At 36.9% G+C, this 19,161-nt stretch carries 27 protein-coding genes and 1 tRNA gene; 5 read left to right on the top strand and 23 right to left on the bottom strand.

What is annotated here, in order from left to right:
• The 15 genes from HCB49_RS12835 to HCB49_RS12765 form a co-directional block, all read right to left on the bottom strand.
• A partial coding sequence (locus tag HCB49_RS12835) for an AAA family ATPase (protein ID WP_185605161.1) occupies positions 1-1,875 on the bottom strand: 1,875 nt, incomplete at its 3' end.
• Positions 1,876-1,899: 24 nt separating this feature from the next.
• Positions 1,900-2,226, bottom strand: a complete 327-nt coding sequence (locus HCB49_RS12830) for a VRR-NUC domain-containing protein (RefSeq protein ID WP_376740625.1) — start codon at positions 2,224-2,226, stop codon at positions 1,900-1,902.
• Positions 2,227-2,231: 5 nt separating this feature from the next.
• A complete protein-coding gene (locus HCB49_RS12825; RefSeq protein WP_185605160.1) occupies positions 2,232-3,464 on the bottom strand; it encodes an SNF2-related protein in 1,233 nt (410 codons plus the stop codon).
• On the bottom strand, positions 3,461-3,853 hold the full coding sequence (locus HCB49_RS12820) for a hypothetical protein (RefSeq protein ID WP_185605159.1): 393 nt from the start codon (positions 3,851-3,853) through the stop codon (positions 3,461-3,463). The genes HCB49_RS12825 and HCB49_RS12820 overlap by 4 nt, the downstream gene beginning before the upstream one ends.
• Positions 3,843-4,016: a hypothetical protein gene (locus HCB49_RS12815; RefSeq protein ID WP_185605158.1), complete on the bottom strand. Its 174-nt coding sequence runs from the start codon at positions 4,014-4,016 to the stop codon at positions 3,843-3,845. Before HCB49_RS12815 ends, HCB49_RS12820 begins: the two co-directional genes overlap by 11 nt.
• A 95-nt stretch (positions 4,017-4,111) precedes the next feature.
• A complete protein-coding gene (locus tag HCB49_RS12810) occupies positions 4,112-4,318 on the bottom strand; it encodes a hypothetical protein (protein ID WP_185605157.1) in 207 nt (68 codons plus the stop codon).
• Between the two features lie 15 nt (positions 4,319-4,333).
• The gene (locus HCB49_RS12805) at positions 4,334-4,477 is read right to left on the bottom strand and encodes a hypothetical protein (RefSeq protein ID WP_185605156.1); all 144 of its coding nucleotides are present in this window, start codon (positions 4,475-4,477) and stop codon (positions 4,334-4,336) included.
• Positions 4,474-4,719 (bottom strand): hypothetical protein, encoded by a 246-nt coding sequence (locus HCB49_RS12800; RefSeq protein WP_185605164.1) that lies wholly within the window; start codon positions 4,717-4,719, stop codon positions 4,474-4,476. The genes HCB49_RS12805 and HCB49_RS12800 overlap by 4 nt, the downstream gene beginning before the upstream one ends.
• Positions 4,716-4,925, bottom strand: coding sequence for a hypothetical protein (locus HCB49_RS12795; RefSeq protein WP_185605155.1), 210 nt, complete (start codon positions 4,923-4,925; stop codon positions 4,716-4,718). The genes HCB49_RS12800 and HCB49_RS12795 overlap by 4 nt, the downstream gene beginning before the upstream one ends.
• Positions 4,922-5,335, bottom strand: coding sequence for a DUF1642 domain-containing protein (locus HCB49_RS14385; RefSeq protein ID WP_260479529.1), 414 nt, complete (start codon positions 5,333-5,335; stop codon positions 4,922-4,924). Before HCB49_RS14385 ends, HCB49_RS12795 begins: the two co-directional genes overlap by 4 nt.
• Positions 5,335-5,553 (bottom strand): hypothetical protein, encoded by a 219-nt coding sequence (locus tag HCB49_RS12785; RefSeq protein WP_185605154.1) that lies wholly within the window; start codon positions 5,551-5,553, stop codon positions 5,335-5,337. Before HCB49_RS12785 ends, HCB49_RS14385 begins: the two co-directional genes overlap by 1 nt.
• Positions 5,553-5,783 (bottom strand): hypothetical protein, encoded by a 231-nt coding sequence (locus HCB49_RS12780; RefSeq protein ID WP_185605153.1) that lies wholly within the window; start codon positions 5,781-5,783, stop codon positions 5,553-5,555. Before HCB49_RS12780 ends, HCB49_RS12785 begins: the two co-directional genes overlap by 1 nt.
• On the bottom strand, positions 5,770-5,994 hold the full coding sequence (locus HCB49_RS12775; protein WP_070782825.1) for a hypothetical protein: 225 nt from the start codon (positions 5,992-5,994) through the stop codon (positions 5,770-5,772). Before HCB49_RS12775 ends, HCB49_RS12780 begins: the two co-directional genes overlap by 14 nt.
• Positions 5,995-5,997: 3 nt before the next feature.
• Complete coding sequence (locus tag HCB49_RS12770) at positions 5,998-6,240, bottom strand: hypothetical protein (RefSeq protein WP_185605152.1); 243 nt, start codon at positions 6,238-6,240, stop codon at positions 5,998-6,000.
• A 3-nt stretch (positions 6,241-6,243) separates the two neighbouring features.
• On the bottom strand, positions 6,244-6,453 hold the full coding sequence (locus tag HCB49_RS12765; protein WP_185605151.1) for a hypothetical protein: 210 nt from the start codon (positions 6,451-6,453) through the stop codon (positions 6,244-6,246).
• 302 nt (positions 6,454-6,755) lie between these two features.
• On the opposite strand from HCB49_RS12765, the gene HCB49_RS12760 reads away from it, so the two are divergent.
• From HCB49_RS12760 to HCB49_RS12745, 4 genes are read left to right on the top strand one after another with little or no spacing between them, the layout of a single operon-like run.
• Positions 6,756-7,133, top strand: coding sequence for a helix-turn-helix domain-containing protein (locus tag HCB49_RS12760; protein ID WP_185605150.1), 378 nt, complete (start codon positions 6,756-6,758; stop codon positions 7,131-7,133).
• A gap of 15 nt (positions 7,134-7,148) precedes the next feature.
• The gene (locus HCB49_RS12755) at positions 7,149-7,637 is read left to right on the top strand and encodes a toxin (protein ID WP_185605149.1); all 489 of its coding nucleotides are present in this window, start codon (positions 7,149-7,151) and stop codon (positions 7,635-7,637) included.
• A gap of 14 nt (positions 7,638-7,651) precedes the next feature.
• Positions 7,652-8,110, top strand: a complete 459-nt coding sequence (locus HCB49_RS12750; protein WP_185605148.1) for a hypothetical protein — start codon at positions 7,652-7,654, stop codon at positions 8,108-8,110.
• 47 nt (positions 8,111-8,157) lie between these two features.
• Positions 8,158-9,312, top strand: a complete 1,155-nt coding sequence (locus HCB49_RS12745) for a tyrosine-type recombinase/integrase (RefSeq protein ID WP_185605147.1) — start codon at positions 8,158-8,160, stop codon at positions 9,310-9,312.
• 101 nt (positions 9,313-9,413) lie between these two features.
• Here HCB49_RS12745 and HCB49_RS12740 read toward each other — a convergent pair.
• Positions 9,414-9,485: transfer RNA gene (locus HCB49_RS12740), tRNA-Arg, on the bottom strand.
• A 119-nt stretch (positions 9,486-9,604) separates the two neighbouring features.
• Positions 9,605-11,041, bottom strand: coding sequence for a lytic polysaccharide monooxygenase (locus HCB49_RS12735; RefSeq protein WP_185605146.1), 1,437 nt, complete (start codon positions 11,039-11,041; stop codon positions 9,605-9,607).
• Positions 11,042-11,197: 156 nt separating this feature from the next.
• Here HCB49_RS12735 and clpP point away from each other — a divergent pair, with 156 nt between their 5' ends.
• Complete coding sequence (clpP, locus tag HCB49_RS12730; RefSeq protein WP_008948713.1) at positions 11,198-11,794, top strand: ATP-dependent Clp endopeptidase proteolytic subunit ClpP; 597 nt, start codon at positions 11,198-11,200, stop codon at positions 11,792-11,794.
• 49 nt (positions 11,795-11,843) lie between these two features.
• Here the strand turns inward: clpP and bcaP are convergent, their stop codons facing one another.
• From bcaP to HCB49_RS12700, 6 genes are all read right to left on the bottom strand, one after another.
• Positions 11,844-13,235 (bottom strand): branched-chain amino acid transporter BcaP, encoded by a 1,392-nt coding sequence (gene bcaP, locus HCB49_RS12725; protein WP_185481105.1) that lies wholly within the window; start codon positions 13,233-13,235, stop codon positions 11,844-11,846.
• Positions 13,236-13,416: 181 nt separating this feature from the next.
• Entirely contained in the window at positions 13,417-14,433 is a 1,017-nt protein-coding gene (gene namA / locus HCB49_RS12720) for an NADPH dehydrogenase NamA (protein ID WP_185605145.1), read from the bottom strand.
• Positions 14,434-14,459: 26 nt separating this feature from the next.
• On the bottom strand, positions 14,460-15,431 hold the full coding sequence (gene whiA / locus HCB49_RS12715) for a DNA-binding protein WhiA (RefSeq protein ID WP_185605144.1): 972 nt from the start codon (positions 15,429-15,431) through the stop codon (positions 14,460-14,462).
• 7 nt (positions 15,432-15,438) lie between these two features.
• Positions 15,439-16,407 (bottom strand): YvcK family protein, encoded by a 969-nt coding sequence (locus HCB49_RS12710; RefSeq protein ID WP_185392325.1) that lies wholly within the window; start codon positions 16,405-16,407, stop codon positions 15,439-15,441.
• A gap of 1 nt (position 16,408) precedes the next feature.
• Positions 16,409-17,284 carry an RNase adapter RapZ gene (gene rapZ, locus HCB49_RS12705; protein ID WP_070228179.1) on the bottom strand — a complete coding sequence of 292 codons (876 nt, stop codon included), beginning with the start codon at positions 17,282-17,284 and terminating at the stop codon, positions 16,409-16,411.
• Between the two features lie 107 nt (positions 17,285-17,391).
• Entirely contained in the window at positions 17,392-19,122 is a 1,731-nt protein-coding gene (locus HCB49_RS12700; RefSeq protein ID WP_185605143.1) for a phospho-sugar mutase, read from the bottom strand.
• Positions 19,123-19,161 lie beyond the last annotated feature (39 nt).

Below are 19,161 nucleotides of genomic sequence, written 5' to 3'. Positions count from 1 at the left end.
TTCACCATTATCATCAATAGTTTCTTCTACTTCTTCTACTTCAACCACTTCTTCTTTTTCAGCACGAGGTTTACGCTGACGACGTTCACGAGTTTTAGGAGCTTCTTTCACTTCCTCGTCCTCAACTTCGACATCTTCTACTTCTTCAACAAGACTAGCTTCATATGCTTTTTTGGTTGTTTTTTCAAAGCCATCTGGGATAACATCATCTTTTTCCAGCTTCACAAATTCAGTTCCATCTGTGTAATAGGAAGTACGTTTTGCGACAGGTGCAAGTTCTTCACCATTATCATCAATAGTTTCTTCTACTTCTTCTACTTCAACCACTTCTTCTTTTTCAGCACGAGGTTTACGCTTCTGTTTAGTTTCCGTTTTAACACCATTTTTAACTGCATTTTCTTGAGCATCAACTAGAGCATTAATAAATTCAGTCATGTCTAACGGAATTTTATCTGTTAAGAAATTAAATCTACCTCCACCAAAAATATTGGGGTGTTTAGCAAGTTGTAAGACGCGATTATCTTTATTATCCATATAAGCACGAATAGTCAAATCGACGGTACCAGTAGTAAAATTGGCAGTTTTTTCATCAATATTCGGAAGATATGTGGTCTTAACATTCCCGCCACTAAGTGTGACATCCTTTTTCATTTCTTTAGAAATATAGATAATTTGATAGTCTAAAGCTTTTAAACGTTTAATGGCATTTTGAAACTCTTTTGTAACCATTTGCCAGCCTTTACCATAAGACCCATCTGACTCGTGTTCCCAACCATATTTGTCCATTACATAATTCCGGCAGTGATCACGTAAATCCTCATACAAGTCAATTGCAATGGCTTCAAATGTATTCTCTTCTGTTTCTAAATCGCGTATCATATCAAGGAATACTTCCCAGCCATATTTCCGTTTTGTTTGTCGTCCTTCCTTCCAAACTTTATCTTTAATAGCTACTACCGGGCTACTTGTGTTATCCGTGTTACCATCTGTGTTAGCAAATAATAGATTGTCAAACTGGTCTACAAATGTCGATTTACCGACATAACTATCTGCGTATAACCATAAGTCTGGTCGTGTATCAATTTTCTTTTCTCGTCTCTCATTTTTGGGTAATGTCATTTCAATATCTCCTTTTTCATTTTGTATAGCTTCTAAAAAATTTGGTGAAAAATTTGGATTACATCCAAAACAATTTCCACTTACATTTTTTGGATATTTTGTTGCGTTATTGATTCTCTTACAATCTGCGAAGAATTCATCTACTTTATTTTGATTAAACGGTATTTCTAGGAACGTTACTTTTGAACGATTAACCTCTTTTACTAAACGTCTCCTAAACTGGTATAATTCTTCACTGTCACCCTTTTTCATATTTGTTTTAGGAACAAATAAGTAGCCTAGACCTTGTACGTTAAAACCAGCTTTTTCTAAGAAGTGTTGATAAATGTGTAATTGCCCGGAATCAACATAGTTCTTAATATAATTAGAATACTTGAAATCAATCACATAACATTTTCCATCTGGGTATCTAACAATCAAATCCACAAAACCTTTTAATTCGGGCACATCAATCTTGTATTCATGAATGTATTCAACATCTTCTTCATCGTCAAAATATTCTTTTACTTTTTCTAGTAAAATCTCCAATTTCATCGCTTCGTGTACCTGATCATTCGTGATTACGGGGAAACTATTGTAATACTCTTCCAACATTGTTTCCCTGTTGGTCTCAATGCCTTTGTGCATAGCATTACCGATTATAAGTGGATTGTTTGCGTCTAGCTTTGGTATTTCGGTTAATTTGTCAATGTAACGCAACTTAAAATGGTACGGGCAATCTTTGAATAAACTCACACGACTATAGCTAAACTGCATGTATTTATCACCTCCTTTCAAGTTTTAAAAATATTTACTCTTCCACTGTTCGAAAGTTAACTCTGGTACCTCATATTCCTGATGTTTATTCTTCAATGTGCTGGTCGGTCGTAAAACATAAGCTTCGCCATCAGCTTTAAGAATTGAATCTATATTGAAAGCTTGAAGTTTTGACACAACACCAACATCTGTTTTTAATTCAATGCCGTGAAAAACACCATCAATACACGCTATTATGTCGGGAATTCCTTTTTTAGTGAACTTATTTCCACCCCAGTATTTGAACGCATATGCGCCATTTTGATTTAAAAATTTCATTACATTTTCTTTGAAACTTGTTTCTGCACCCAAATTATTTACAACTCCTCATCTTTAAATAGTTCATCTGTGTAGTCTCTTCGTTCTTTTAGAATTGACCAGATGCGCCACTCGACACTATTTTTTGTCATCAGATAATAATAGAAACAAGGTTTTTCTTGACCGATGCGATGCGTGCGTTTTTTACTTTGTTCAAAGCGTTCTGATCCGAGCGGAAGCGTGAAGTAAACTATCTTATTCGCTTTCTGTAGATTAAGCCCCATTGCGCCAGCTTGATACTGAACAAGCGTGATACTGTTGTCATATTCTTCAAATGCGGTTAAGTCTTTTTCTTTCCCATTTACAACGGAATAAGGACGTTCATACTGTTCACAAATCTGTTTTAATACATCGCATTCAGCTTGAAAGTTGTAAAATATAATCAATCTATCTTCTGTAGATTCAATCAATGTTTTCAATTGGGCGAGTTTATCGGGATTGTAATGTCCGCAGAGCTGACGCATGTATAATAAAGCTGTTGCCGCAGTATCGCCAATGAGTGTGACTTCATCCACATTTACCATAGAATCACGTCGAAATGTGTTGATTAAGGATGTTGTTTTACAATCAATAACCACATCTGTTTGCAGTGGTAAATCAAAGACTTCATCCGTTTTAAGAAAGTGACATCCGTATTGACGCATCTTACTCTTCAAACGTTCTACATTCTTATACCCGATAATTTTATATTGGGATTCGATTTCATCCCATTCTTGCGCCACATACTGCTTCCAGAACAACTGTTTACTGATGTTCCATCCTAGAAGGTGTAATTGGCTCCAAAGTCGCTCATATCGTCCCCCTGTGGGTGTACCGGACAGTAGTATTACATGCGCTGGTCGCAAGGATAAAATAAATTTACTTTGCTTTGAGCTTTCATTTTGAATTAAAGAACTCTCGTCTAACATGAGTGTAAAATCTGTTAGTTTTGCTAATTCTGGTCTTCTCCAAGCCCGCTCATAGTTCACGATAATAACCGACTCTTCTGGAATAATCTCGATGTTTTGTTTATCATAGATAATCACTTTGTAGTTATAGTGATCTTCATAATGCTGTTTCCAATCAGCTATTTTTGACTTCTGGCAAATTAATAGGTTGTAAGGTGTATTCAGTTCATACATTTTTTCCGAACCTGTATAGGTTTTACCTAATCCCATATCGTGATAGTATGCCACGCGATCAAATTCATAGGTTTCATCTAGCGCTTTACTTTGATGTTCGAATAGTTTCAATCAAATTCACTTTCTAACGAATGTAATGTATCAATTAATGTTTTTAGCTTTGGTGACATCTCGGCTAAGATTTCAAGTTGAATTTTTCCGGTGAGTTCCTCTACTTCCATTTTTATTTTATTTTTAAGGAGATTAATTTTTGCAAGTCTGTCAACGTAGTCATGTAAACTTTTAACATCTACTTTACTGAATGCAATTCGTTCAGCTTTGACATCCATTTCATCAACATAAGTAATAAATTCAGCGATAGCATGACCGTTTCGAGTTTCAACAACTACTAAATCACCTTCGTGTAAATCTTCAAGGAATGTTAAGAAATTATATTTCTTAGTTGTATTCCAATTTGTCAAATTATTAATAAATCGTACTTGTATTTTTTTAGTTTTCATTTGTGTTAAGCTCCTTCACTTGTGATTGTGGAATAATAAAATGAACTTCTTCACCTCGAACGAGACATGTTTGCATATCTGGATACACTTGTAACATTTTTAAAACCTCGCCCACGGAACAATATGGCTCTACATCTGTATTGTCTAAAATTTCTACTAACATTATTTTTCCTCCTTTACATTAATGCCAATAATGATTCCGAGACCCGCACAAATGACCCCGTACATTGCTATTGCAAATATCATATTTTTTCACTCCTAACACTGCACAATAGATTTTAAATTAGTGACTTCAATCACCATGACAATATTTTTGTTTAACGCGTTTGCTGTTTCATTTGCTTCTTCAAAACTCGTAAATTTTAGTGCATCAGTAACATCTGTAGTTATTAACGCAATGTCCAATTCTTTTTCAAAGCTACTAATATACTTTCCTTCCTCGACATATAACGCATAACGTTTCATACTTCACTCTCCTCGTCACCAGCCGCTTATATAAACTTTACGTTCATTTTCGATACAGCCTACTTCTTCTATTTCCGAGTGATTCCATCCGATTGTTAGCAAAATATCTGCATTTGATGGAAGTTCTTTTAGTTTCCCTATTAACTCGGCTACTGTCATAGTTCACCCTCCATGATCAATTTATAGCGACGTTCTAACTCCCAAAAATTTTCTTTAGTATCGTCTGGAATCAGCTCATTCAATTTAATACGTCGATAGTCGTAGCTAGTCCATCCACCTTTTTCGGACTGTGGGTTTGCTAGTACTAACACTGTAGGTGGCATTTTCCTATCGTAGTACTTCATCGTTTTAACTTCCATTTTTTCATTAGTAATTTTGTCAAAGACGTAGAATTTTATCATGCTTCATCAACTTCTACAGTGATGTACATTACTTGTAATAAATCAAGAGCATATATACGTGGTGATTTTGCATCAAAATAGCGGTATTTAACATCTATCAACTTACCACTAAAGTTATCTTTCATAATTTCCAAACTATGATGATCGATAGTTGTTTTTATTGATTCTCCATTTTTCAAATGATATGTTAAAATCCTTTTACTCATTCCGCCACCTCGTCAACAAGAACAGCAAACTGCCAATAACGCTCGTCCATTTCTTTTATTTCAGCTTCTGTAAATTGTGTTTTAAAAATGTCATTTTGCACACTATTATTTAAAGACTTACCCCCATCACTTCGTACATTTAGATAACCCTTATTAGTATCAACAAATTGTACATAATACAGCGGTTCTTTCGTGTACTTTTCAATCAGTAAAGCACCTTGTACATCTCCGATGTGACCGATGGTGAGATCTTTATTCTTGACATATACGACCATCTCTGTACCATACCTACGCCAACAATATGTGCCTTCAGTAGGTTTATGGCCAATAGACCACATACAGCCTTCACGTTCTAGCTTCTCCATCAGTGCGTTAAAATCCTCTTGTGTCTCTGTGTGATATACTCTCATTACTTAATTTCCTCCCTGGTTTCCTCTAAAAATATTAGATCCCCTTTAAACATATTTAGCGCAAATAATTCTAGCTCGTAATAATCTATTGCTATACTATCTGAACTGTCTTCTACATTAAGATTTTCGAGTTTAGTTTCGATGTCCTTGATAACCCTGTTCACGTCTTCTAACGACTTAAATGGATTTTTAATTGTAGCTTGATAACTAATACTCATTATTTAGTTCCTCCTTCTTCTACTTTACGAACAGATGTAATTATTAACTTCCTACTGACAATCCCATCAAAATCTATGATAGAGCGACACCAGATATAATTTTCTTCTATCTTAGTAACAACCTGTCTAATACCTTCTGGTATGAAGTAAACTAAACCGTCATCAGATGATACGAGTGACTTATGGTGTGTAATAACGACATCACCAACTTTTATATCATCTATAGTCATAGTCACCCCGTCTTCGTGGTGGATGATTTTCCATTTTTCTTTCATAATCTAATTGATATGAAATAACATCACCTAGTATGAGTTCCAGTTCTTTATTAGATGCGTTTAACATCTTCTCACTAACATTATCTGCATAACGTTCACTGTGAGTTCTAACCGTTGCTAATTGCTGATAGATAGAATTAAGTAACTTTTGTCTTTCACTTATCAAAATTCATACCTCCTTATATACAAATTTTTTAATTAACCACTCATTCGCTTTCACTGCATCAAATGCCCAGGTTTCACGTTGATTTTTAGTAGCCCAATTGCTAAATTCTGCAAGCTCTGGAAAGTCTTTTATGTTATCTAACCACCACCCGTAAGTTCTTGGACTAGCTTGTGCAAATTCTTCTAACGTCCAAACTCCAAATAAGAAGTTATGTGTGCTACGTTTGTTTTTAACTGGACGCCCCATTTTCTATTCGCCCCCCTTTGTTCCTCGAATTTTATAGTCGCGGATTAATTCAAGAATGAATAAATTTGCGGATGTTCCTGTTACAGAACCATTTAGAATATTTGTTACTAAACTTCTTTTTTTACCATACGCTGTGGCTAAGTCTTGATGAGTGATATTATTTTTTTCTAAAAAATCAAGAACCACCTCACGCCCATTGTTGATATTACTCAATTTATCACCTCCATCATGATATAAATTTAGTAAGTGTTTTGGGATAATACATAAATTATCATTGACATATTTATCCCGTTCGGATAATATATAGATATAGTAAATAACCCATTTTAAGCGTGTTTTAAAACATGAGGGCTTTAAATCATACTTAAATGTATACTGAATTGATATCCGATTGACTAACTAAATTTGTATCCAACTAACTTACAAATCTAATAATATCCCAAATGGTATATTTTGTCAACAGGTTTATCCTATTTAGCATAATTATTTTTATATTACAAAGGAGATGTGTTGGTATGACTACGTTTGAGATAATAAAAAAATTATCAAAAGATTACGGAATAACAGTAAAAAACCTTAGTGCGCAATTAGGTTTTGGGGAAGGTACTATATATAAATGGAAATATCAATCACCAAAAGCCGCAGACTTAGAGAAAGTTGCGACGTTCTTCAATGTATCAGTAGATTATCTACTTGGTCGCACAGATAATAAAATGGACTGGGTTAAGTACGACGCAGAAAATGCAGAAGCTATTCAGAAAGGTGTTAGCGGTGCGAAGATGTTTGATACAATTGCCGCACACGCTAAAGACCGTGATGCTGATCTAACAGAAGAAGACTTACAACAGATAAACGACTTTGTAAACTTCATCATAGACAAACACAAAAAATAAGTTATCTGAGGTGATATGATGAATGCACTAGAAACTATGATTGATGACATTTCTAAGCACATAACTATTCTTGAATGTGACTTATATAAAAATACAAATCGTTACGGGATATACGCTGACGGTCACATATTACTTGAAAGACATATGAATAGCAGAAATAAAAAAGTAATACTAATAGAAGAATATTTACATTCTAAACATACAGTCGGAAATATATTAGATGAAACAGATATTAATAATAAAAAGCAAGAAAACTTTGTACGTCGTAAAAATTATGAGTTACTGTTTTCATCGGAATGTATCATTAGAGCTTACTACTTAGGGTTCACATATTATCATGATGTAGCTGACTACTTCGATTTACCAGAACAATTCATCAGAGACGCTATAAAACACTATAAAAAGATACATGGTCTTATGTGGGAAGTTGAAGACTATGTCATTTTTTTAGGTAATTATATAGAAGTATTTAAAAAAGACACATTAAAAAACATATACGATTGAGGGAGCTGGGGAAAATGAAAAAAGGTATTTTAATATTGATGGTATTATCGTTTTCACTTGTCTTAGTGGCATGTGGAAGTACTGAAAAAACTAGTAGTGATGAAGAAAAAACCGTGGAGAAAGTTAATTTTAAAAAGTCAGATGCTGGATCTGGTAAATTCTGGATTGATACGGCATCCGGGACATCTGAAAATGGGAACATTCCAACTATGTTTTATGATTCAGATATAAAAGTTACGCAATTAGGAATAAACACAAGTGATTTTAATGCAGAAAAACAAACATACATTTATGTGGATGGTTATTTAAATGACAAATTCCAACTTGGAACAACACAAACATCATTAAATTTAAAAGACGATACTTTGAAAATTGGAAAACATGATGTAGTGGCAGTGCAATATGAAAATAATGACCCTAAGACAAAAGTAGCAGAAGTTATTAAATCCGCACAATATGAAGTAAAAAAATAGGAGCTTAATGCTCCTATTTCATTATAACGATTTAGGTGGTGGTATTAATGAAGATAAAAAAATTAGCAAATGGTAAATATTGTGTTCGCCTTCGAGTCAAAGTGGATGGTGAATGGAAAGAAAAGCGTTTGACAGATACAAGTGAAACAAACTTAATGTATAAAGCATCTAAATTATTAAAACAAGTTCAGCATGATAGTAGTTCTCTGAAAGAATGGAACTTCAAAGAATTTTATACGCTATTCATGAAAACATTTAAAGATGGGAAAAGTAGTCAATCTACTATTAATTTATATGATCTCGCTTATAATCAGTTCGTTGATTATTTCGATGAAAAAATTAAACTTAATTCGATTGACGCTGTTCAATATCAACAATTTATTAATCATTTATCTGTAGACTATGCAATATCCACTGTAGACACCAGACACCGCAAAATTCGAGCGGTTTTTAATAAAGCTGTCCATTTAGGTTACATGAAGAAAAATCCAGCCCTAGGCGCTCATATAAGCGGACAGGACGTAGCGAAAAATAAAGCACAATTCATGGAAACAGACAAAGTTCATTTATTATTAGAAGAACTTGCAAAATTTCATTCTATATCACGAGCAGTTATCTTTCTAGCTGTCCAGACAGGCATGAGGTTCGAAGAAATTATTGCACTAACAAAGAAAGATATTAATTTCAACAAACGTTCTATAACGGTCAATAAAGCGTGGGATTACAAGTACACTAATACGTTCATTGATACGAAGACAAAAAAATCACGAGTGATCTATATTGATAGCTCAACACTTCAATATTTACAGTCGTATCTTACATGGCATACGGATTATGTAAAAGAACATTCTATTAAAAATCCATTGATGTTATTATTCATCACTTATCATAACAAGCCCGTAGACAACGCTTCATGTAATAAAGCTTTGAAGAAAATATGCAGTACAATTAATTCTGAACCAGTGACATTACACAAGCTACGACATACGCATACAGGTTTATGTGTGGAGGCTGGTATGGATATTATTTATGTAGCGGATAGGCTTGGACATGATGATATTAATACAACATTAAAATACTATAGTCATCTAAGTTCTAATTTAAGACAACATAATCAGTCCAAAGTAGATGCTTTTTTCACACTAAAAACAGATGAAAATACCACAAATTTTGCCACAAATGCCACAAAAACAACGGAATAAAACGGGTATTATACGATATAAAAAAATCTCCAAAACATCCATCCACCCTTTAATATCAAGGCTTTTCAACGTTTTAGATATTTCTTCAAATTACTATTTTATGCCCTCGGAGGGAATCGAACCCCCATTTTAAGAACCGGAATCTTACGTGCTATCCGTTGCACCACGAGGGCTATATGTAGGCCAGTAATGCTTACCGTACGAATAATAATTATAGCGAAATTCCTAGGGTTTTACAAGTTTTATTTTATTTGAAAAAGCCAGCGCATCCGTAGATTTGCTGGCTCAGGTATTAATTTACTAATGTCCAAATGGAAGAGCTGTCTGGTCTTGCACCTTTAACCCACCATTTTGCTTGGTATGTTTTGCCGTTATAAATGACTTTATCTCCGCCGTTATAGGCTTTTAGAGAGTTCCAAGCTTGGATTTCTGTGCTTTCATTTTTCCAAACATCACTTGTGTCTGGTGTGTTGCCTTTTGTCCACCACTTCGCTGTATATGGTACGCCTTTATAATAAATTTGGTCGCCAGCGAGGTAAATTTGATCCGCTTTCCATGTGTTCATTGGATCTAGTGGTTTTGTTTTAACAGTGATTTCGTTACTTACTAAGGAGCGATTTCCTGAAGTATCTACTGCATAAACTTTATATTTATAGCTTGTATTGCTTGCTAATTTTGTATCTTCAAACATTGTTTTTGTCGATGTTGCGATTTTTGTATTATTACGATATAGTTCGTAATTTTTCACTTCCACATTATCTGTAGATGCTTGCCAACAAAGAGCAATTGTTGTATCTGTTTGCGCGTGTGACATTAAGCTTTTTGGTGCAGTCGGCGCTTCTTTATCCACTGCTGGAGCTTCTTTTGTAGTCACATTAATGCTATTGCTTAATGTTGATTTATTTCCACCGAAATCTTTTGCGCGAACGGTATAAGTGTAGGCAGTACTTGAATTTACAGTTGTATCTTCATATGAAGCAACTTGGCTTTCTCCAATTACTTGTCCGTCACGTAAAATTTCATAACCTTTAATTCCAATATTATCCGTTGCAGCAGTCCATGTTAGACTTACTTTTTTCGGAGTAGTAGTTCCAGCCAAATTAGTTGGAGCTGTTGGCGCTTCGTCATCAGCAATTGGCGCTACATCAGAATTGATGATGTTTGCGTCAATAACTTGGTAAAACGCATTACCTGTATCAGCGATTGTCCAAACGCCAAGAATTACATAGTATCCTGAACGGTCATTCGGAATATTAATTTCTTGTGTCGCTAGAGTTCCTGGAGTACTTCCATCGGCAGCAATTGTTGCTAATGGTTCTAATGATGCTCTAGTCAGTGGCGCATTTGGGTCCCAGCCTTTTTTAGTAATAAAATATTGCCAACCACTTGTTCTATGTGGCGCCGTCAATGTCCATTCAACTGTTAGTGGGCCAGACTCAATATCAACTTTTGCCCAACGATTTGCAGTTTGAGCGTCTAAAAGTGAGTATTTTCCTCCGCCTGCGATTCTTCCATCAGCAGGTCCACTTACTGGGAAACCTTTTGGAGCTTCTACACTTTGCGGTTCAAATTGCGCTGCTCCAACCCCTACATTGATCCCTCTGTTTGCTAAATAAACACGACTTGCCGGCTTTGATATGTATCCATGAGCTGAAGCAGTTGTTTGGAAAAGAACTACAGCTAACGTAAACACAGCAAAAAACATTCCAATTTTTGAAAATTTCTTCATGATGCACCTTCCTTTCAGTATAGTTCATTATACCTTTTTGTTAAATTTTATTGAAATAGTTTGCCTGAGACTTTATCGTTTGACCTAGTTTGACCATTCGTGTATGATATAAACAAAGCTAATTTAAAATATACATTTAACAGGAGGAATCTTGATATGAACTTAATTCCAACAGTAATCGAACAAACTAGCCGCGGCGAACGTGCATATGACATTTATTCCCGTTTATTAAAAGACAGAATTATTATGTTAGGATCTGCAATTGATGATAACGTGGCAAACTCTATCGTTTCTCAATTATTATTCCTAGATGCACAAGATCCTGAAAAAGATATTTTCTTATATATCAATTCTCCAGGCGGAAGCATTTCAGCTGGTATGGCCATTTACGACACAATGAATTTCGTGAAAGCGGACGTTCAAACAATCGGTATGGGTATGGCTGCTTCAATGGGATCATTCCTACTAACAGCTGGCGCAAGCGGTAAACGTTTTGCACTTCCAAACGCTGAAATCATGATTCACCAACCACTTGGCGGCGCTCAAGGTCAAGCAACAGAAATCGAAATCGCAGCTCGTCACATTTTAAAAATCAAAGAACGTATGAATACCATTATGGCTGAAAAAACTGGTCAACCTTACGAAGTCATTGCTCGTGATACAGATCGTGATAACTTCATGACTGCACAAGAAGCAAAAGATTATGGCTTAATTGATGATATCATCGTTAACAAGTCCGGCTTAAAAGGTTAATCAATAAAAAAGAGGTTTTGCATTTTCGCAAAACCTCTTTTTTATTACCTTATTTTATACGAAGCGCTGAATGTCTTCTTCCGTAAAATACATAAACTAGAATACCTAGCACGAACCAAATACCAAACGCGATCCATGTTGTTTTAGATAAATTAAGCATTAAATAAACACAAAGCAAGAAGGAAAGTGCTGGTACTACAGGGTAAAATGGTGTCTTAAACCCTTTTTGGTTCAAGTCTGGGTTTCTCCGTAAAAAGAAAATCCCGATAGAAACCATTGCAAAGGCAAACAGTGTTCCAATATTAATTAATTGCGCTAAATCTTCCATTGGTACAGTAGAAGCAATCAGCCCCATCACTGTCGCAAAAATCATCGTATTTCTGACTGGTGTATCGTTTTTGCTAATTTTTGAAAATGATTGAGGTAATAATCCGTCACGTCCCATTGCGAACAATAAACGAGTCCCGCCATAAGACATAACAAGCACAACAGTTGTCATCCCTACAATTGCACCAACTGATAGTAGCCCAGCAATCCAGTTTTGATTAATTGCTTGAAGTGCGAAGGCAACAGGTGCGCTAACGCCAACTAAATCAGTATAAGGTACAACACCCGTAAGAACGGCAGAAAGTAAAATATAAAGCAATGTACAAACTGCTAGTGAGGCAATAATACCGATTGGCATGTTTTTCTGCGGGTTTTTCACTTCTTCTGCTGCACTTGAGACAGCATCAAAGCCGATATACGCAAAGAATACAGTGGAAGCTCCAGTAATGACACCTTGTACACCAAACGGCAAGAACGGCGTCCAGTTATCTGGTTTCACATAAAAAGCACCTACCAAAATAAATAATACAACCACTGCGATTTTAACTAAAACCATAATATTATTTACTCGCGTCGATTCGCGAATTCCAAAGCTAAGTAAGATTCCAATTACCATAACAACGACAAATGCTAGTAAATCAAAATACGTTCCCGCACTCGGATCATAAGCTGATGAAATAGCTTTTGGAATATGCAAGTCAAATCCCGCCAGTAGACTTTTCATATAAGAAGACCAGCCGCTTGCAATCGCCGCTACAGCCAAGCCGTATTCTAAGATCAGCGACCAACCTAAAATCCACGCCACTCCTTCGCCAAAAACGTGATAACTATACGTATAGGCACTACCAGCGACTGGTAATTTAGATGCAAACTCCGAATAACAAAGTGCCGCTAAACAGCAAGCAATTCCCGCAATAATAAATGAAATGATAATTCCTGGTCCTGCAATGACAGAAGCTACCTGCCCTGGAAGAATAAATATCCCTCCCCCAACAACTGCTCCGACTCCGAGCATCGTTAAATCAAATGCTCCTAACGTTTTGTTCAAATGATGTTTGTCTGTCGCTGGGTTATGAAAACTCTTTTTTCTGAAAAAAGAATTAACTTTCGTCATAAAGATTCCTCCTTTTTTAATTCCAATTTTCAGTTAATTTGTTTGTGTATGTTTAAACTAACTGGAAAACTATTATTCATGGTAACATAAACAGACTAAAAAATATACAACATTTGTAGATTTTTGTTCAAAAAAGTTCAAAAAAGCTTGAAACCCGCAAAAAGGATTTCAAGCTTTTTAATTATTTCCAAGCTCGTGAATATTGTTTTGGTCCTTCAATTGTTTCACCTAATTGTTTGGCTGCATCTTTAGCAAAATAAGGATTACGTAACAATTCACGACCGACGATAATTAAATCCGCTCGTTCGTTACATAAAATTTCTTCCGCTTGCTCACCACGTGTAATAAGTCCGAGCGCACCGGTCGCAATCCCTGCCCCGCGACGAATCTCATCTGCAAAAGGAACTTGATAACCCGGGAAAACTGGCGGCGCTACATTTACTAAACCACCTGTACTAACGTCAATCAGTTCCACGCCGTCTGCTTTCATCCATTTAGCAAACGGAATATGGTCTTCTAATTGCAATCCACCATGTGCATAATCTGTTGCAGAAACGCGGACGATAATTGGGCCATCCCATACTTCTTTCACTGCTTTGATAATATCGCTTAAAATTTTATAACGATTGCCAGCAGGTCCGCCGTAAGTATCTTCCCGACGATTCGTAATCGGTGATAAAAATTGGTGGATCAGATAGCCGTGCGCTGCATGAATTTCAATGACATCAAAACCAGCTTCTTTTGCGCGATACGCCGCACGTTTAAAATCAGCCACCACTTCTTTAATCGCTTCTTTCGTCAGTTCTACTGGTTTGGCAGATTTTTCGTCAAAAGCAATCGCAGAAGGAGCTACTATTTCACCGGGTAAAACGGCTTTTCGCCCAGCATGCGCTAATTGAATGCCTGCTTTTGCGCCGTGGTAATGAAGGCCATCGACTAATTTTTTTAAAGCTGGAACTTGTTCATCATTCCATAAACCTAAATCAAACTCAGAAATGCGGCCGATTTCTTGAACCGCGGTTGCTTCTAGAATAACGAGTCCTGTACCGCCAGCAGCTCTAGAAACATAGTGTGCAAAATGAAAGTCTGTTGCAACCCCGTCTTTATTTTCTACTGAATACATACACATCGGTGACATAACAATTCTGTTTTTTAGCGTTACATCTTTTAATTTATATTCTGAAAATAATTTTGACATTCTAATTCGCATCCTTTTCTTTTTAATTAACTATTACTGATTTTCAGTCCGACTTGCGCTGGTGTTTCTCCACTTCTAAGGCGTTCTGCAATCTGATCTAGTTTTCGGAGACGATGATTAATACCTGATTTACTTACTTGACCCGTTGTTAGCATTTCGCCTAGCTCTTTCAGCGTCACATCTTCATTCGCTATCCGAAGTGCTGCAATCTCGCGTAGTCGTTCTGGTAAAGCTTCTAAACCAACTGTTGCTTGGATGTACTTAATATTATCAATTTGCCTAACAGCCGCATTAATCGTCTTGTTAAGATTCGCCGTTTCACAGTTCACTAGTCTATTGACCGAATTCCGCATATCGCGCATAATCCGAACATCCTCAAAATGAAGAAGTGCGCTAGTCGCTCCAATAATACTCAAGAATTCCGTAATTTTTTCCGCTTCTTTCAAATAGGTAATAAAGCCATTTTTCCGTTCAAGCGTCCGCGCATTGAGGTCAAATTGGTTCATTAAAGCGCAAATCGCCTCGTTGTGCTCCTCATAAACAGAGAAAATTTCTAAATGATACGAAGAAGTTTCCGGATTATTAACTGATCCACTTGCCAAAAAGGCTCCGCGCAAATAAGCTCGTTTGGCACTTCTCTTCTTAACAAATCCCCTATCAATCGATTTCGTAAACGTCATCGGTGGCTCAAGAATCCGTAAATCTTCCAAAATCCCCCGTGTACCAGACTTCAATCGAACTATATAAACATTATTTTTTTTCAGCTTCATTTTGCGACGTACAAGAAGTTCAATTGGCACTTCATATAAGTCTTTCAGTAATTGGTACATTCGTCTAGCTATAGCGGCATTCTCTGTTTGGACATCCATTATTACTAATTGATTTGAAAACGAGATGGCGCCATTCATTCGAATAAAAGCTGCGAGTTCCACTTTTGCATCGCTATCACTTACGTCCATATGGGTTAATTCTTTCTTGGTTTCCGATGCAAATGACATGGCTTACTCACTCCTTTTCGTTATTTTGGTCAGGCAACATTGCTAATAGCGCATCCGCCACTTTTTCAGCAGCATGGCGCACAAGGCCATCCTCTGTAGAAAGAAAATCTTGATAAATCGCTTCTACACCAAGTTCCTCCATCCCTTTAGCGTTATGCTCTACTTGCGCAACATCCTCTGGGAATAATAGCTCTTTTGGAACTGTGGTCGTATTAATTAGCGTTTTGTCGATAAAAGATTTGCCCACATGCTCATGGATAACTTTAATATGATCCGCATCTGAGAAAAAGTCGGTTTCGCCAATTTGCGTTAAAATATTGGTAATATAAACTTTCGGAGCCTTACTTGCTATGATTTCATCGGCTAGTTCCGTAAGTAATAGATTTGGTAAAATACTCGTGTATAAACTTCCTGGACCAATAACAATCAAATCTGCTTCTTTCACTGCTTCCACTGCTGTCGGATATGGTTTTACATTTTCTGGTTCGATGTAGACACGATTAATATGCTTTCCTTGTAACGGGATAAGCGACTCACCGTGCACGATTGAACCGTCTTCCATTTCGGCATTTAAAATAAGCGGTTGATCTGTTGCTGGAATAACTTTACCGCGGATTTTAAGCACCGTAGCCAGCACATTAATCGCATCGACATAACTATCATTCAGTTGCGATAAAGCCGTTAAAATTAAATTCCCAATAACATGCCCGGATAAATCACCATCTACCGCAAAACGATATTGAAATAAATCGACAACCCGTGGATCGACATTGGATAACGCCAGCATCACATTACGAATATCACCTGGCGGAAGCACGTCCATTTGCTCGCGAATTTTACCAGAACTACCACCATCATCCGCTACCGTCACAATCGCCGTTAAATGAATATCTTTCTTTTTAAGGCCTTTTAAAATGACTGGAAGACCTGTACCACCACCGATTACGACTACTTTAGGTTTCGTTTCCTTTTTCATATTAACGACCCTTTCTACGTTTCATATCTCGGTGTGAAATCGTTGTCTCATATTTTTGTTGGATTGCCTTGCCAACGAACTCAGTCAAAGCCACAGAACGATGCTGTCCTCCTGTGCACCCAATTGCAATGACTAACTGCGTCTTCCCTTCTCGTTTGTAAAAAGGAAGAGTAAACATTAATAAATCAACTAACTTATCTAAAAAGGTTTGCGTCTCCGGCCATTTCATCACATATTCATAAACGTCCTCATCAAGCCCTGTCAGCGGACGCATTTTGTCGATATAATGCGGATTCGGTAAAAAGCGCACATCAAATACTAAATCTGCATCAATCGGAATCCCGTATTTAAAGCCAAACGACATCAATTGCACATTGAATACATCTTTATCTTCGGTTTGAAATTCATTATTAATTCGTTCGCGTAACTCGCGTGGCGCCATATTCGACGTATTAATAACTAGTTGCGAGCGCCCTTTTAAATCACTAAGCAATTCGCGCTCGGCATTAATCCCATCAAGCACAGAACCATTCGGCTCCAGTGGATGGTGACGGCGCGTTTCTTTATAACGCGAAACAAGCACCTTATCATCAGCCTCTAAAAAGAGGATTTTCGTTGTTATAAAATTGGTATTATCTAATTCATCAAGCGCAGGTTCAATCGAATCGAAAAACTCACGTCCGCGAAGGTCCATAACGAGCGCAATTTTGTCCATTTTGTCGCTTTCTTTCATTAGCTCCCAGAATTTCGGAAGTAAACTTGGTGGTAAATTATCTACACAAAAATAACCGAGATCTTCTAAAGACTGCATTGCAACTGTTTTTCCTGCCCCAGACATCCCAGTAATGATTACTAATTTTAATTGTTTAGAAGCCATATCTGCCTCATCCTTTCGCACAAATAATATCTACCTTCCATTTTAGCACACTTCTCACTAGAAAATCCCGGAAAAGTCTCTAAAGCGAGTTTCCGGGATTTTTCTTTTTAAGCTTCGATATGTTGCATCAAATCAGCTTTTACTTTTTCTAGTTTTGCAGTACTTTCTTCTTTACTTTCACCGCGAATACTAAAGTAGAATTTGATTTTTGGCTCTGTGCCTGATGGGCGTAAACAGAACCACGAACCATCTTCAAAATAGCATTTAATCACATCTGCCATTGGTAAATGAATCGCTTCGGTTTTCCCTGTTGCAATCCAAGTTGTTTCACTTCTCAAATAATCTTCCACACGCTCTACTACGAACCCACCCATACTTGTCGGCAGTTGTTCACGGAAGCTGCTAGTAATTTCTTTAATGCGCTCAGAACCATCTTTTCCACTTAACGTAAGTGAAACGAGATCTTCATTATAATAACCAAATTCAGCGTAAATTTGATCTAAATCTTCCAGTAAAGTTCTACCTTCTACTTTGCTAACGAGCGCCACTTCAGCAACTGCAAGAACGGCTTGAATCGCATCTTTATCACGTGTAAACGGCTTAACCATATAACCATTACTTTCTTCATAACCAAATTCAAACGTATGCTTACCAGTTTCTTCAAAATGCTTAATTTGTTCCGCGATAAATTTGAAACCAGTTAATACTTCAATCATTTCAGCACCGTAATGTTTCGCGATTTCCGTCCCAAGATTACTCGTTACAATCGATTTCAATACCGCCGCATTAGCTGGCAACTCATTTTGCGCTTTCTTTTGTTTCAATAAATAATGTAAAATAATCGCGCCAATTTGGTTTCCAGATAAAACTTCGTATTCTCCGTCTGCATTACGAACAGCCACGCCTAAACGGTCAGCATCCGGGTCAGTTCCTACTAAAATATCGCCACCAAATTTTTTACCATATTCAATCGCTAGTAAAAAGGCTTCGCGATTTTCCGGATTAGGCGATTTCACCGTCCCAAAATCAGGATCATTCACAAATTGCTCGTCCACCTTAACAATATTCGTAAAGCCAACACTTTCAAGCGCAGGAACGCCAAGAATTCCGCCAGTACCATGAAGCGGCGTGAAAACAATTTTCAAATCCTCCCCGCGTTCTTGAACAAGCTTTTTATTTACAATAACCTCTTTTAATTTTTCCAAATATGGGCGGTCTACTTTTTCGCTAATTACTTCAAGTAAGCCATTTTCGATTAATACTTCTTGATTCGCCACTTCTACAGAAAAAATATCTTCTACTGCATTTATGTAGTCAATAACCGCACTTGCGCCAGTTGGAGGCATTTGCCCACCGTCTTCACCATAAATTTTATAGCCATTGTATTCTGGTGGATTATGACTAGCTGTAATAACAATCCCGCCAAACGCATTTAAATGACGTACGGCAAAAGAAAGTTCCGGCGTTGGTCGAAGCGCGTCAAACACATAACTTTTCACGCCATGATGCCCTAAAACTGCCGCCGATTCAAACGCAAACTCGCGTGACATATGACGAGGATCGTACGCGATAACAATCCCGCGTTTCTTCGCTTCTTCGCCGTTTTCAGCCACAAATTGCGCCAAACCTAGAGAAGCTTTACGAATAGTATAGATGTTCATACGGTTCGTCCCAGCGCCTAGCACGCCACGCATCCCCGCCGTTCCAAATTCCATATTACGATAAAAGCTATCTTCTAGTTCTTTCTCATTCGCTTCCATCTTCGTCAATTGCTGTCTTAATGCACCATCCAGTTCCTCATTCGAAACCCATTTCTGATATTCTTCCTGCCAATTCATTCCCTACACTCCTTCGTTGAAAACTACTTTATTTAAAAT

Source organism: Listeria cossartiae subsp. cayugensis, from assembly GCF_014229095.1.
GTDB classification, from domain to species: Bacteria; Bacillota; Bacilli; order Lactobacillales; family Listeriaceae; genus Listeria; species Listeria cayugensis.
This window is presented reverse-complemented; position numbering and strand designations above follow the sequence as displayed.